Genomic DNA, 14628 nt, shown 5'->3' with positions numbered 1-14628 from the left:
GTCCCACGCAGAGCGAACACGGCGATGATCACCACACCAGCCGCGGCGATGAGCCCCTCCGACCCGTCCAAGTCCGGCCAGGCGGCCACCACGTAATGTGCGGCCGCGGACATCGACACCGCCACGGTGAGGGCCAGGTCGAGAAGCAGCGCGGACCCGACCACCACACCCGACACCGGGCCCAGGTTCTGCCGCGCGATCTGGTAGTCGCCGCGGCCGTCGGGATAGGCGCGCACACTGATGCGGTAGCAGGCAACCAGCAACAACAGCACAGCCGCCACGGCCAACCCCACCCAAGGCCCGAGCTGGATCCCGGTCAGCCCGGCCACCGCCAGCGTCAGCAGGATCTCGTCCGGGAAGTAGGCCAAGGAGGACAGTGCGGACGTGGACTGCGCGGGGACGGCGGCACGAAGGCGTAGCGGACGGGGGCGACGACGCCCCGTGGCTTCGGGGCGTCCCACCAAGATGCGTTTCAGGGCCTCCAGGAACGAGAGCACCGCTCAAGCTTAGGGCTTCCGACGCTGCCATGCCGTTCGCCGTGCAAGACTTGAATCAAGAGGGAGGGCTCCGCAGCGCCGTTCAGGGCGCCGAACCCGGCCAGAGCCCGGTGACTTGGAGGAGGATCATGGCCCATTTCGTGATCATGGGTTGCGGCAGGGTCGGCGCCACGCTGGCTCACACCCTGATGCAGGACGGGCACTCTGTGGCGATCATCGATCGTGATGCCTCGGCCTTCCGCCGGCTCTCGACCGACTTCGACGGCCTCACCGTCACCGGTGTCGGTTTCGACCGGGACACCCTGCTCCAGGCCGGGATCGAGGACGCCTACGCCTTCGCCGCCGTGTCCAGCGGAGACAACTCCAACATCCTCGCCACCCGCATAGCCCGTGAGGTCTTCCACGTGGAGCATGTGGTGGCCCGCATCTACGATCCCGGCCGCGCTGAGGTGTATCAGCGTCTCGGGGTGCCCACGGTGGCCTCGGTGCGCTGGAGTGCCGATCAGGTGCTGCGTCGGATCCTCCCTGAACACACGCTCTCGGGCGACTTCAGGGAAGCGTCCGGCCGCTTGGTGCTGCGAGAGCTCCCCAACGCGGAGTCCTGGTACGGCTCCACCATCGCCGGTCTGGAGGAGGCCGCTGGAGTCCGGATCGCGTACGTGACCCGTTTCGGCGAGGGGATCCTCCCCACCCCGGAGACCCGCTATCAGCGCGGAGACGTGCTGCACGCCATGGTGGCAGTGAAACGGATCGAGGCAGTGGACCGGATCCTGGCGCACACCCCCGAATGGGCTGCACGGCAGCTGGCGGAGCAGGAGGATCTGGGGCGGCCGGACGAATCGACCGCGCCCGGCGCGACGGAGAAGGAGAAGCGGTCATGAAGGTCATGATCATCGGAGGCGGGGCCGTCGGCCTGTCCATCGCGGAGGAGCTTCTACGCCATGGGCACCATGTGGACGTGATCGACGAACACGAGCCTCCGGGCAAATGGTCCCAGGACCAGGACGGTTCCTGGTGGGTGGGCGACGCCTGTGAGCTGAGCACCATGCAGCGGGCAGGGGTGGAACACGCCGACGTCGTGGTGTCGGCGACCGGTGACGACAAGGCCAACCTCGTGGCCTCGCTGCTGGCCCGCACCGAATTCGGGGTACCCCGCACGGTGGGGCGAGTCAACAATCCGAAGAACGACTGGATGTTCGACGCCGCCTGGGGAGTCGACGTCGCCGTCTCCACCCCACGCCTCATGACGGCCCTCGTGGAGGAGGCGGTCGAGGTCGGGAACCTGGTGCGGCTGCTGACCCTGCGCACCGGTGAGACCACCTTGGTGGCCTACACCGTCCCGCACGACGGGGCCGAGGTGGGCCGCTTGATGGGGACCTTCGCCTGGCCGCAGGACGTGATCCCCGTGGCCGTTCTTCGAGACGAGATCCCCTTCGCTCCCAGCCCTGACGACGTCTTCGAGGGCGGGGACGAGATCTTCTTCCTCACCCCGCTGGCAGCGGAACAGGAGCTACGTCAGTTGCTCTCGCGCTGATCCCCTTCGGGGGGTGTGGCTTCCTCGCCGGCTTGCGGCTGCCGAGGCAGTGGCTGGTGGTCCACGGTGCGCGGCCTGGTCAGCATCCACGCCAGCGCGATCGCACCGATGTAGAGCGGGGTACCCATCACCAACCGCGCGGTGCCGAGGGCCGTGACCTCGTCCGCCCAGTACAGGGGCAGCTGCACGGCCAGGCGCAGGACGAAGACGCCCACCACGAACCACGTCGCAACGGAATAGGCGCGCATCCGGCGAGGATCCTTGCGCCAGGCGGTCTCCTCGCCCCGTAGTACACCGAAGATCACACCGATCAGCGGCCACTTGGCGAACGCGGAGGCGGCCATCCCCAGGATGTAGGCGGCATTGATCCAGAAGCCGGGGACGTAGTAGTCCTTGGCGTGGCCCCCGACTCTGGCGAAGATGGCGCAGATGATGATCCCGATCAGACCCGAGATGGCGGGAACCACGTTCTGCTTGGTCACGAGCCTGGCCACGAAGGCCACCACGGCCACCGCGACGGAGGCGATCAAGGACGGGTTCAGCGACTGCGTGCCGATATAGACGCCCAGGAACACGAGGCCCGGGGCCAGCGCCTCGATCAATCCGCGAATGCCCCCGACGGAGGCGAGCACATCGATGTTGCCCTCGTCGTTGCGGCGCAGCCCGGATCCTCCGGCAATGCGCTGGGCCAGCTCGTCAGCGTCCTGCCCCCTCGGCTCCTCCGGGGTTGCCTGACTCATGCTTCCTCCTGCTCCACGGCCACGATCTCGTACCGAGGATCATGCATCGTCGCTTCACCATGCATCCTGGTGAGCATTCCTGTGACTTTCAGCCACACGCCTTGCTTGACACCCGGTACGGCTCGTTGTCCCAACCAGGCCAGTTCCACCCTGGGCCGGGGGTGCGCGGACCCCGGGCCTGCAAGATCCGGGACCAGTCCGGCGCGGAACACCTCGGCCGCTCCCGAGGCCGGATACGTCACGGATTCGACGTATCCGGTCAGCTCCACCCGGCCACGGGCTGGGAGCGAGGCGAAGTCCCCGGGCTGCCCCGGTCCTGCTTTCACCGGGTCTCGGTCATTTCGGGGCCGCGTTCCGGCCGCCCCTCGCCGTCGGAGCCCTGCTCCGGCGCGGCTGCGGCCTGTTCCGGGACATGCAGGGGAAGCAACTCCGTGGGAGGCATCGGCACGGAGCCGCGGTCGACCACCACGGCAGCCAGCAGGTCCTCCAGCGCCTTGGCTGCCTCTTCATTGATCGCGGCCTGGCCCGCGAACACCGCGCGCAGGAACCAGCGGGGGCCGTCGATCCCCACGAAACGGGCGATCATGACACCCTGACTGCCGTCCGGGCCGGTGGCGGGCACCCTCGCCAGCAATTCATCGCCGAACCGGCCGTCGCGGCGGTCGGTGCGGCCACCCTGGGATGTGACGGACTCATCGATCTGAGCCGAGATCCCCGGCCAGAGCGCCTCCGATTTGGAGGCTGAGAAGGCCTGGATCTGCACCCGTGATCCGTCCAGTTCCAACGCCACGGCGACAATGGCCTGGGAACCCTGCTCCACCTCGAGGTTCAGATTCATGCCGGCCACGGGCTTGATCTTCAGCGAACCGAGGTCGATCAGGGAATCGTCCTCCTCGACCTCGGAGGCGTCCCATGGGCCGTCCTTGCGTTCCGACTTCCCGTCCACCCCACCTGCGGCTCGACGCCCGCTCTCGGCATCCGTCTGCTCGGCGTCCGCCTGGGCGAGATCCTCCTGTGGGGTGTTCTCAGCTTCCTCGACCTGCGCCTGCTTCTTCTTACGTCCGAACATGTCTTACCTTTTGCTTCCTTGATTGCCGCTGGAGTGTGCTGCGAATCCCCCGGTGGACCCGAACCCTTGGGCGCCCCGCTCGGTGGGATCCAGCTCCGAGACCTCTACGAATCCGGCGTGTTCCACGCGTTGGATCACCAGCTGGGCGATTCTGTCCCCCCTGCTGAAGGACACGCTATGGTCCGTGTCGGTATTGAGCAGGGTGACCTTGATCTCACCACGGTATCCGGAGTCCACCGTGCCCGGCGCGTTGACGACGGTGATGCCGTGCCGAACCGCCAGCCCCGACCGAGGATGGACCAAACCCACGAAACCCAGTGGCAGGGCGATGGCGATCCCCGTGGGCACCAGGCGGCGTTGCCCCGGTGCCAAGGCGAAATCCTCGGTGGTGCACAGGTCGGCACCGGCGTCACCCTCCATGGCGTACGACGGAACCGGGATCCCCTGGTCCAACCGCAGCACCTGGATCACAGGATCCTGCGTTTGCGCGTCCTCGGTTCGAGTCACGTTTGTCCCTCCCACTCAACTTGGTCCCATCATGTTGCTGTCCCGCCGCCCCACTCTATCCGCCCGAAGCTCCACCGAGGGGACCTCTGCGCCGTCCTACGCGACTAGAATGGACAGCATGCCGGAGACCTCCATCCCCCTGAATTATCACGAGAAGCTGCGTTCACCCTGGTGGCTGTGGGTGACCGTCGCTGCACTCAGTTTCGCGATCGGCTTGTCCCTGTCACCCACCAACGTGGCCCTGTTCATCATCTTGGCGGTGGTTGCCTTGATCATCGGATCGGTCCTCCTTGTGGTCTCCGCCCCTGCCATCGTGATCACCGATTCCACGCTGAACGTTGGGCGAGCCACCATCGAGCGTGAGTTCCTCGGAGAGGTCACCGGTTACCGCGGCGAGGATGCCCGTTACGAACGTGGACGCGGGCTCAACGGCTTGGCCTTCATGTGTTTCAGGGGGTGGGTGGATCCCGTGGTGAAGGTGGAGATCACCGATGATCGGGACGAGACGCCCTACTGGCTCTTCTCCACGCGTAACCCTGAGAAGGTGATCCGGGCTCTGGGCGGGAGGATGCACACCTCCGACCTGACTCCCGGCACCACCATCACGGCGGAAAGCGAACCTGCCGCCGCAGACCGTAACCCGTCCACCGAAGAGGGGTCCCGGGACGCCTGAACCTCCTATCGGAGAACGAACAAGGGCCCTGCATCGCACTAGCGATGCAGGGCCCTGACGCATTCTACGAACGGGTGCGTGGGTCTCAGCCCTCGCAGTCCTTGCAGTAGTACAGGCCGTCACGCTGGACCGCGACCTGGGAGCGGTGCCGCACCAGGAAGCAGGAAGCACACGTGAACTCATCGGACTGAGCCGGCAGCACGGTGACCTGAAGTTCCTCATTGGACAGGTCGGCGCCGGGCAGCTCGAAGCCTTCTGCAGCCTCTGCCTCGTCCTCGTCGACAACGGCTGACTGGGAGTCGTTCCGGCGGCCCTTCAGCTCCTCGATAGAGTCCTCGCGGTTCTCTTCTTCGTTCTTGCGGGGCGCGTCGTAATCGGTGGCCACTTCATCCCTCTCACTGGTTGCCGGTTACGGGTCTTCTTCTACATTTGTCCGTACCGTCCGGCAGTACGCGTCACGGACACGTCGCACAGATCTAACACCACATACGCCAATTCCACAAACCCCGTTCACCAGCAGACGAAACACCAGCGTCTTCAGCTACGTGGGAAACACCACACTCACCCACTCGGCTGCCGCGCCACACGGCCCAAAATGCACGCTGGAACCCGCTCGCGATGCGAGAATCGACCTTGTTCCCTCGGTTGCAGTGAAGACGGCTTGTTCACGTGACACAATTCATGTTCACCAAGCCGCCAACTTTGCCTGCCGAGGACAACGGAACCCGTGACCCACCTGCACCGACGGAAGGCACCTGAATGGAACACGTCGAGTTGTTGCGCGTCCACACGTCCGGCACCGACCTGGTCCTGCGTACGCCCGCTGGCGAGGAGTACCTCCTTGCCCTGGACGCGGCCTTGCGACGTAGCGTGCGGATGCCTCAGCCCCGCGCCGCATCACAAGCAGCCGTCCCCGCCACGACCGTGCCGCTGTCCCCCCGGCAGATCCAGGCACGCATCCGTGCCGGAGAGTCGGCCGCTCAGGTGGCGGCCGAGTCCGGGACGGACCTTGACCACGTGTTGCGTTACGAGGGCCCAGTCCTGGCGGAACGCAACTACATCGCCTCCCGCGCCCGTGACGTGGAGGTGTCCGGCCCGTTGAGCAACGAGGGGTACCGCGCCGCCTTCGGCGACGAGTCAGCCACCCTCGGCGACATGGTGCACACCCGCTTGCGTTCCTTCGGCGTGGAGCCGGAGACGCTGACCTGGGACGCATGGAAACTCGATTCGGGGACCTGGCGCATCGTGGCCCGCTTCACGCTGCCGGACTCCGCCGCCGACCTCGGCGAACAGCCGCCGGCCGAATGGACCTTCCATCCAGGGCGCAAACATCTGGAGAATGCCAACCGCTGGGCACAGGTGCTCTCCGAATGGGAGCCATGGGACGTCCTGCCCTCACAACGTCGGCTGGTCCCCGTGGCCCCCCATCCCGAATCCGAGGACAGCACGCCGGATCCGGTTCCAGCGCTGCGTCCTCAGGAGCGGCCCGAAGCCACGTCTGCCCCATCCGCCTCGGGACCCTCCGCCTCGGGACCGTCCGCCGCCGAACCCGAGGACGATCTGCTTGAGGTGCTCTCTCGTCGTCGCGGTACCCGCAGCGGAGAGGAACCTGAGGACGACGCAGCCCTGGCGCGCATCCTGGATCGCACCCGTCATGAATCGGACGAATCCGCTCCGACCGACTCCGATGAGCCGCACGAGACGCGCGCGGACGGACGGGAGGAACCCGAGCCCCACCCGTCGGCCTGGCCCCCGCTACGCCGTGTTCCCGATCCGATTCCCGCCACCACGGAAACGGACGAGTCCAAGAACGCCAAGAAGCGCCGTGCACAGGTGCCGAGTTGGGATGAGATCGTGTTCGGGCGTTCCGCTCGTGGCGAGGACGACGACGCGGAGGACTGAGAGCCCCCGAAGGCCATCTACAGGGTCGACCGCAGCAGGGTCGGCCGCAACAGGGTCGAGGGGATCAGGGCCGAAGGGATCAGGGCCGAGCCAGGAACACCAAGGGAATCTTCCGTTCCGCCTTGGTGAGCGAACCGTGCTGTCCCACCATGTCGAAGGCCTTGGGTAGCGAGCGTCGTGAGTCGTAGAAGGCGACGTCGGCATGCGCGGCGATGATCAGGTCTCCGATCCGTTCCGGAACTCCGGCGCGCGGTGCCGGACCGAACCAACCCAGGTCAAGGGCCTCCTGGCGTGTGACGATCCACGCCTCGTTGCCGTGTAGGCCCTCCCAGGCCTGGCGCGTGGCCGTGCGCTGAGCGTCCGAGGCGTCTGGCGAGAAGTGCAGTTGCACGCCGCGCGGCTCGCCCGCCGTGAACTCCACGCCGTCCAGCAGGGCCGGATCCTCGGAGGCATAGTCCAGGCGGGCGCTGCGGGGAACGTCCACCATGCCGTGATCGGCGCTCACCAGGACCAACGTGTCTGAGTCGACACCGGCTGCCAGGCGACGCATGCAGGAATCCAGTTCCTCCAGTGTCGCCAGCCATTTGGGAGAATTCACCCCGTGGGAGTGCCCCACCTTGTCCAGGTCGTCCCAGTAGAGGTAGACCAATCCGCGTTTGCTCTTGCGGAGGGCGTCCAGGGTCAGCTTGACCCTCGTCTCCGCGTTGGCTGCCGCCACGAAGCGCCCGCCTCGCAGCGACGCGCGGGTCAGCGCGGAGGACCTGAACTTGTCACGTGAGACGGTGGTGACCTCCACACCGTGCGCAGGCAACTGCTCGAACAGGGTCGGCACGGGCTGCCAGGCCTCCGGGTCAAGGTCCTTGGGCCATGACCCCAGTTGATTGACCACGCGTCGTCTGACCGGGTCGAAGGCGTCATAGCCCACGATGCCGTGGACCGATGGGGAGGTGCCCGTCGCCAGGGACGTCAGTGCTGCAGCCGTGGTGGACGGGAACACGGTATCCAGGACCTTGGACCCGGCCGTGGCCGAGGCCGACTTCAGGGTAGGCGCGTAGGACGAGTGGCGTTTCAGCAGGGTGGAACCCAGCCCGTCCACGAGGACCACCACGGCCTTCTTGGCCCGAGGCACGCCGACCACATCGGTGTATCCGTCCACGCCCAAGGCCGCAGCGACGGAGGGCATGAGATCTGCCAGTGAGGAGCTGCCGTACGCAGGTGGGTGCGGCAGCCCGAGCTCAGCGATGATCGCCCCTCGAGGAACGCACCAGGCCTCGCCGTCCCTGGTGTTCCTGTCGCCCCGCTGCGGTATCGCGTGGCTGGGCCGCGCATGCCGTTGCCGCACGCAAGCGCTTGGCGAAGGCACGGGCCTGCGTCAGCCGGTCCCGTCCGTCCGCGTCCGCAGAGACCCGTACCAGCAGATCCTCACGGACACTCTGGCCGGTGAAGCCGTGGTCTGCGTCGCACTGCGGGTCGTTACAGGCCGCTGAATACACGTCCAGGCGCTGGCCGCCAGACCAGGCGACGCCGAGCGTCAGCTCGCGTGGGCCGCTGCCTGCAACGTAACGGTCCGGCTCGGGGTACACGGAGGAGATGACCACGGAATCCACTCGGGCCAGGGAGACGGTTTCTGCGGAGACGTTGGCACGGCCGGTGCCGCCCTCCGGATCCTGATCGTCCACGTGCAGGATCACCAGGTCGTGGGAGGTCAGCACCAGGACCGTGAGGTGGCGATGCACCTCGGCACGGTCCACGTGGGTCTCCATCTGCACCAAGTGGGAGACAACGGTTGCCTCTGCGAGTTCTTCTGCGACGAGATCCGTGACCAGATGCGGGTAGAACCCGGTCAGGGACAGATCGGCGTCAAGTGCGGCACGGGAGTCCGCTGCGTGTTCAGCCATACGCCCAGTCTATCGGCGTTCGCCCACTGGCGCGTGTGGCACCGGGGACCGCCGCCGGGACAACGGGTCAGGACTGGCTCCTGTTGCGCCCGGGCAACGACATGGCCCGGCGAGCGGAATCGGTGCGCTGCACCGGATTACCCACCCGAACGTCTGCGGACAGAACATGGATGCCGTCGCGTGAGACCAGGACCGGGTTGAACTCGATCATGGCCACCTGCGGCAGGTCGTCCTTCAGCCGACCGATCCTGGTCAGCAGGTCTTCCAGCGCCTCGGTGTCCAGTGGCGGCAGCCCCTCGTATCCGAAGAGTTTCGCGGCCGCGCGTGGCTCCCTGATCATGTCGTGGACCACGCCCGGCGAGAACGGTGCGGCGGCGTGCGCCCAGTCGTCCAGCAGATTCACGGCGTCGCCTGTGAGCCCGAAGGACACCAAGGGCCCCATCAGCGGATCCTCCAAGGCCCGCACCAGGCAACCCTGGCCGGCCGGGGACATGGCCTGGACCTCCAGATGCACGTCCCCGTAGTCGGAGAGCACCTGCCTCATGGACTCGATGTCGTGGCGCAGGGCCTCCTCCGAGTTGATGTTCAGTCTCACCCCGCCAAGGTCCAGCCGGTGGCTGAGCATCTCGTCCGTGGTCTTCAGTGCCACCGGATAGCCCACCTCGGCGGCCGCGGCGAGCGCCTCGTCCACGGTGGTGAAGCCGACGGAGCGGTTGACCCGTACGCCGTAGCAGCCCAGCAGTTCAGCGGCCTCGTCCTGACCCAGGCGTTTCAGACCGGTGCCGGCCCATCCTTCCGTGTAGCCGTCCACGAGGGTGCGGGCGCGGTCACGATCGATGCCCTCTGGTTCGGTGAGTTCCCCGGGGTCCTGTTCAAGCCAGCGGCGGTAGATCACGGCAAGGTTCAGCGCGTTCATGCACGCTGTGAGGTTGGGGTAGCAGGGCAGCCCCTCGACGATGCCGGTCACTGGGGCGTCCTGCCCCATGTGGCCGGCGAAGCAGCCGAGCACGGTGGTGTCGCCGGAGGCGGCCACCACGGTGGCGGCCAGGTCGTGTCCGCTGGCCCCGGGGACCGGGAGGAGGACCACCACGATGGCGTCGACGTCCGCGCGGGCCGAGGCGCTCGCCACGGCCTCGGAGAGGCCGGGTACGGCGCGGTGTCCGGTGTGGGCCGCCAGGTCCGGGAGGCCGTCGGGCACTGAATCCGGTGTGGCTAGGGGGTCGAGGTCATCCACCACGAGCGTCACCGACAGGTCCCGGGCCATGGCGTGTTCCGCGACCACGGAGGCCAGCGAATCGGAATTGGACAGCACCGCGACCCGCGGCCCGCCCGGCAGGGGCTGGGAGAGCAACAGCTGGGAGACGTCGGCCAGGGACTCCTGGCTCTTGACCTGGATCACGCCGGACTGCCGCAGCATGGCGGAGACGGCGCCGGCCGGCGCCTGGGTGGTACGGGCGTCGTGACCGGGAGGCAGCCGCAAGCCCATGTAGTCGGACTTCGCGACCACCACCGGCTTGGCACGGGAGAGCCTGCGGGCAATCCGGGAGAACTTCCTGGGGTTACCGAAGCTCTCCAGGTACATGCCCACCACCTTCGTGGCCGGGTCGTCCTCGAAGTACTGCATCAGGTCGTTGCCGGAGACGTCGGCCCGGTGTCCGGCATTGACCGAGGCGGAGACGCCCAGCCCGTGGCGGCGCACCACGGCGTCCAGCATGGAGCCGAGCGCCGCGGACTGGCTGAAGAGACCGAGCCCACCCCTGACGGGTTTCCTGGCCGCGGGCGTGGCGAAGAGCAGAACATCTTCAGAGGTGTTGACCACGCCGAAGGAGGCCGGTCCAACGACCCGCATGCCGTTGGCCCTGGAGACCCGGACCAATTCGCGCTGAATCGCCAGGGCTGCGGGGGTTCGGAAGCCGGCCGTCATGACGATCATGCCCTTGACCCCGGCCTGCGCGCAGTCGCGGGCCACGGAGAGCAGGTGCTCCTGAGCCACCGCCACGACCGCCAGATCGATACTGTGTCCCACCTCGGTGATGCGGGAGACCAGCCGAACGCCGTCCTGAACGGACTCCCCCGCGGTGGTGGCGCGGGGATTCACAGCCACGAGTTCACCGCGGAACCCGCCCTGCACCAGGGATTCCATGACGGTGCGGCCCAACCCGTCCCGCGTGGATCCGATGACTGCCACGGAGTCCGGCTGCAGCAGTTCCGCCAGGGAGCGGGCCTCCGCACGGTGTTCCCGGGACTCCATGACCTCCACGCTGCGAACGGTTGGGTCGATGTCGAAGGAGACCATCACCACTCCGTCCTCGAATCTGCGGGTGACGTCGAAACCGGCGTCCGCGAAGACGGTGAGCATCTGGCGGTTCTCCGGCAGCACCTCAGCGGTGAAGCGACGCAATCCCAACTCGCGTCCGGCCGCCACCAGGTGTTCCAACAGGATGGACCCCAGGCCCATTCCGTGGTGGGCGTCGGCGACGTTGAAGGCGACCTCCGCCTCACTCGTGTTCTCCAGGTGATCGAAGCGACCGATCGCGATGATCTCCTTGCGCCGCGTGATCACCAGGGCGACCCGGTTGACGTGGTCCACGTGGGTGAATCTGTCCAGTTCCTTGGGCGTCAGCTCGGACTTATAGGTGAAGTAGCGCAGGTAGATGGAGCGCTCGGACTGAGCGCGATGCATACGCTGCAGCTCGGCCGCGTCGGAGGGACGAATGGGGCGGACGTGAGCGGTGGAACCGTCTCTGAGGACGACATCCGCTTCCCACTCCTTGGGATATGCACCGGGCAGTCGCGGGGAGGCCATACCCTTGAGGCTAGTCGATAAGTACGACGAGTCGCCCTCAGAATTTCCTGCGGGCACCGACACGTCACCTATTCGTCACACGAGCATGTAGAAGGCGCCGCAGTCACGGCGCCCGATGAGGAGATGGGCAGACAAGCATGGGTACCCGCAAGGGCCAGGCACCACCAACGGACGTGGTGGAACACATCATCGACGTGGACGTCACGGATGAGATGGAGAACTCCTACCTGGAGTACGCCTACTCGGTGATCTACTCCCGCGCGCTGCCGGATGCCAGGGACGGACTGAAGCCCGTGCAGCGGCGCATCCTCTACATGATGCGGCAGATGGGCCTGGCACCGGCCAAGGGACATGTGAAGTCCGCCCGCGTCACCGGTGAGGTGATGGGCAAGCTGCACCCTCACGGCGATGCGGCGATCTACGACGCCATGGTGCGCATGGCCCAGTCCTTCTCTCTGCGGCTGCCCCTGATCGACGGCCACGGGAACTTCGGTTCCCTGGACGACGGCCCCGCGGCCGCCCGGTACACCGAGGCGCGCCTGGCCGCGCCCGCCATGGACCTCACGAACGACCTCGACGAGGACGTCGTCGACTTCGTCCCCAACTACGACAACCAGCTGATGCAGCCGGACGTGCTGCCCGCCGCCTTCCCCAACCTGCTGGTCAACGGCACCACCGGTATCGCGGTCGGCATGGCCACGAACATGGCCCCGCACAATCTGCGCGAGGTGGTCTCCGCCGCCCGCCACCTGTTGGACCACCCCGATGCCTCGTTGGAGGACATCATGGAGTTCGTGCCGGGGCCCGACCTGCCCTCAGGCGGCACCATCGTGGGGCTGGACGGGGTCAGGGACGCCTACCGTACCGGCCGCGGGATCTTCCGTACCCGCGCCAAGGTCGCCCTGGAGCCGGTTTCCGCCCGGAAGCAGGCGCTGGTGGTCACCGAGCTCCCCTACGGGGTGGGGCCTGAAAAGGTCATCTCCAAGATCAAGGACGCAGCGGACGCCAAGAAGTTGGTGGGCGTCTCCGATGTGGTGGACCTGACGGACCGCGAGCACGGACTGCGCCTGGTCGTCGAGCTGAAGAACGGCTTCAATCCCAACGCGGTGCTGCAGGCGCTGTACAAGCACACGCCCATGGAGGATTCCTTCGGCATCAACAACGTGGTGCTCGTGGACGGGCAGCCGCAGACGTTGGGGCTGCTGGAACTGCTCACGGTCTACGTGAACCATCGACTCAACGTGGTGCGCCGCCGGACCACCTACCGCCTGGGCAAGAAGCGGGACAGGCTGCACCTGGTCGAGGGCCTGCTGATCGCGATCGTGGACATCGACCGCGTCATCGCGCTCATCCGCAATTCGGAGGACACCGCCTCAGCGCGGTCAGGGCTGCAGCAGGAGTTCGGGCTCTCGCAGCCGCAGGCGGAGCACATCCTGGAGCTGCGACTGCGGCAGTTGACCAAGTACTCACGCCTCGAATTGGAGTCGGAGCGCGACGACTTGCTGGCCGCCATCGCGGAGCTCGAGGAGATCCTGGGTTCCGATACGCGTCTGCGTGGCGTGGTCTCCGAGGAACTGGCTGCCGTGGCGGAGGCCTACGGTGATGACCGCCGCACCGTGCTGAAGGCCTCGGCCGACGCCAAGCCGCTCAAGGGCACGGTCATGCCCGACCCGGTCAGCGCCTCCAAGAAGGCGCCGCTGGCCATGGAGGTCAAGGATGCTCCGTGCCTGGTGGTGCTGACCAAGACCGGCCGGCTGGCCAGGACCACGGACACCACCGAGCCCCTGGGTGAGCGCCGCTCCCGTCACGACGCCGTGGCCTCTACGGTGTCCACGACCTCGCGCGGGCACGTCGGCCTGATCACGTCCACCGGCCGGATGGTACGAACCTCCGTGCTGGAGATCCCTGTGCTGCCCGCCGGGGCCAATGGCGTGAACCTGGGCGATGGTGCCAAGGTGAAGGAATTCATGCAGTTGGGCCGCGGCGAGGAGCTGGTGGCCGTGGTGCCACTGGACCAGGTGCTGGCGATGGGCACTCAGGACGGCGTGGTCAAGCGGTTGAGCCCCGACTACCCCGTCAACACGGATGAGTGGGAGGCCATCTCCCTGAAGGGTAAGGACAAGGTCCTCGCCGTGGCGCCCGCCCCGGATGCCGATGAGCTCGTCTTCACCACAGAGCAGGCCCGGTTGCTGCACTTCCCTGCCTCGGCCGTGCGCGCCCAGGGCCGCACGGCCGGTGGTATGGCCGGCATCAAGCTGGGGGCCGGGGACAAGGCTGTGTTCTTCGGCGTGGTCTCCCCCGATTCAGCGCAGGTCGTCACGATCTCCGACGGCCAGGACCCGTTGCCCGGGGCCGAGGGCGGCTCCGTGAAGGTCACGCCGTTGAGCGAGTTCCCCGCCAAGGGCCGCGCCACCGGCGGCGTGCGGGCGCACCGCTTCCTGAAGGGTGAGGATCACCTGCGTCTGGCGTGGGTGGGCCGGGGCCCCGGCCGTGCGGCGACCTCCGGCGGCGTGGCGCGTGCGCTGCCCACGGAGTTCGGTCGCCGGGACGGCTCCGGCGTGCCGCTGACGCAGGCCGTCGACGTCATCGGCCCGGTATCAGCCTTGCCGCCTTCCGGCGGTGCAGATGGTGGCCCCGGCGGCGGTTCGGGTGCCCCCATGCCCGACGGAGGGTCCCCGGCTCCCGCCGCAGACGCGGCTCCCAGCGCGGCGCGTGCAGACGCCGGCACCTCTCCCACAGGTGGGGGTGCCTCCGGTGAACCGACTGCAGCAACCTCACCCGCTACCAAATCTTCCAAGCCGGCTCCGAAGACGCGAAAGGCCCCGTCACGAGCATCGGCCGAGCCCGAGCCCTCGAGTTCCTTGGGCCCGGGTGTGGAGGAGCCCACCCTGCCCGGGGTGGATACGGCCCCACAGCGGCCGCAACGGGACTTCAGCGACGTGGAGGACTCCAATCCCTACGACGACGGCGGCGCGGTCCTCTTCGACTGAGCCCTTCTGTCG

At 67.4% G+C, this 14628-nt stretch carries 14 protein-coding genes; 5 read left to right on the top strand and 9 right to left on the bottom strand.

Going from position 1 to position 14628, the window contains the following annotated elements; genetic code table 11:
• On the bottom strand, window positions 1-497 hold a 497-nt coding region (locus Q0A15_RS02625; protein WP_291277986.1), incomplete at its 3' end, for an amino acid permease.
• Window positions 498-625: 128 nt separating this feature from the next.
• Between Q0A15_RS02625 and Q0A15_RS02620 the strand changes: the two genes are divergently transcribed.
• Window positions 626-1378 (top strand): TrkA family potassium uptake protein, encoded by a 753-nt coding sequence (locus tag Q0A15_RS02620; RefSeq protein WP_291277985.1) that lies wholly within the window; start codon window positions 626-628, stop codon window positions 1376-1378.
• Entirely contained in the window at window positions 1375-2031 is a 657-nt protein-coding gene (locus Q0A15_RS02615; RefSeq protein ID WP_291277984.1) for a TrkA family potassium uptake protein, read from the top strand. The genes Q0A15_RS02620 and Q0A15_RS02615 overlap by 4 nt, the downstream gene beginning before the upstream one ends.
• On the opposite strand, the gene Q0A15_RS02610 is transcribed toward Q0A15_RS02615, so the two are convergent.
• From Q0A15_RS02610 to dut, 4 genes are read right to left on the bottom strand one after another with little or no spacing between them, the layout of a single operon-like run.
• Window positions 2013-2771 carry a DUF3159 domain-containing protein gene (locus Q0A15_RS02610; RefSeq protein ID WP_291277983.1) on the bottom strand — a complete coding sequence of 253 codons (759 nt, stop codon included), beginning with the start codon at window positions 2769-2771 and terminating at the stop codon, window positions 2013-2015. The genes Q0A15_RS02615 and Q0A15_RS02610 overlap by 19 nt on opposite strands.
• Window positions 2768-3097, bottom strand: a complete 330-nt coding sequence (locus Q0A15_RS02605; protein ID WP_291277982.1) for a hypothetical protein — start codon at window positions 3095-3097, stop codon at window positions 2768-2770. The genes Q0A15_RS02610 and Q0A15_RS02605 overlap by 4 nt, the downstream gene beginning before the upstream one ends.
• Window positions 3094-3840: a DUF3710 domain-containing protein gene (locus tag Q0A15_RS02600; protein WP_291277981.1), complete on the bottom strand. Its 747-nt coding sequence runs from the start codon at window positions 3838-3840 to the stop codon at window positions 3094-3096. Before Q0A15_RS02600 ends, Q0A15_RS02605 begins: the two co-directional genes overlap by 4 nt.
• Before the next feature lie 3 nt (window positions 3841-3843).
• The gene (gene dut, locus Q0A15_RS02595; RefSeq protein ID WP_291277980.1) at window positions 3844-4347 is read right to left on the bottom strand and encodes a dUTP diphosphatase; all 504 of its coding nucleotides are present in this window, start codon (window positions 4345-4347) and stop codon (window positions 3844-3846) included.
• Between the two features lie 118 nt (window positions 4348-4465).
• On the opposite strand from dut, the gene Q0A15_RS02590 reads away from it, so the two are divergent.
• Entirely contained in the window at window positions 4466-5020 is a 555-nt protein-coding gene (locus Q0A15_RS02590; protein ID WP_291277979.1) for a DUF3093 domain-containing protein, read from the top strand.
• Between the two features lie 85 nt (window positions 5021-5105).
• On the opposite strand, the gene Q0A15_RS02585 is transcribed toward Q0A15_RS02590, so the two are convergent.
• The gene (locus Q0A15_RS02585; RefSeq protein WP_291277978.1) at window positions 5106-5405 is read right to left on the bottom strand and encodes a DUF4193 domain-containing protein; all 300 of its coding nucleotides are present in this window, start codon (window positions 5403-5405) and stop codon (window positions 5106-5108) included.
• A 374-nt stretch (window positions 5406-5779) separates the two neighbouring features.
• Between Q0A15_RS02585 and sepH the strand changes: the two genes are divergently transcribed.
• Window positions 5780-6922 (top strand): septation protein SepH, encoded by a 1143-nt coding sequence (gene sepH, locus Q0A15_RS02580; RefSeq protein WP_291277977.1) that lies wholly within the window; start codon window positions 5780-5782, stop codon window positions 6920-6922.
• 79 nt (window positions 6923-7001) lie between these two features.
• Here sepH and Q0A15_RS02575 read toward each other — a convergent pair whose 3' ends face one another.
• The 3 genes from Q0A15_RS02575 to Q0A15_RS02565 form a co-directional block, all read right to left on the bottom strand.
• A complete protein-coding gene (locus Q0A15_RS02575) occupies window positions 7002-8105 on the bottom strand; it encodes an alkaline phosphatase family protein (RefSeq protein ID WP_291277976.1) in 1104 nt (367 codons plus the stop codon).
• A 52-nt stretch (window positions 8106-8157) separates the two neighbouring features.
• Window positions 8158-8820, bottom strand: a complete 663-nt coding sequence (locus Q0A15_RS02570) for a DUF5998 family protein (RefSeq protein ID WP_291277975.1) — start codon at window positions 8818-8820, stop codon at window positions 8158-8160.
• A gap of 67 nt (window positions 8821-8887) precedes the next feature.
• A complete protein-coding gene (locus Q0A15_RS02565; protein ID WP_291277974.1) occupies window positions 8888-11626 on the bottom strand; it encodes a GNAT family N-acetyltransferase in 2739 nt (912 codons plus the stop codon).
• A 137-nt stretch (window positions 11627-11763) separates the two neighbouring features.
• Between Q0A15_RS02565 and Q0A15_RS02560 the strand changes: the two genes are divergently transcribed.
• The gene (locus Q0A15_RS02560; RefSeq protein ID WP_291277973.1) at window positions 11764-14616 is read left to right on the top strand and encodes a DNA topoisomerase (ATP-hydrolyzing) subunit A; all 2853 of its coding nucleotides are present in this window, start codon (window positions 11764-11766) and stop codon (window positions 14614-14616) included.
• Window positions 14617-14628: the final 12 nt, after the last annotated feature.

The sequence above is a fragment of the Galactobacter sp. genome (assembly GCF_022712295.1).
Taxonomy (GTDB): domain Bacteria; phylum Actinomycetota; class Actinomycetes; order Actinomycetales; family Micrococcaceae; genus Galactobacter.
Note: the sequence above shows the minus strand (reverse complement) of the source record. Positions and strands in the feature narration are given on the sequence as shown.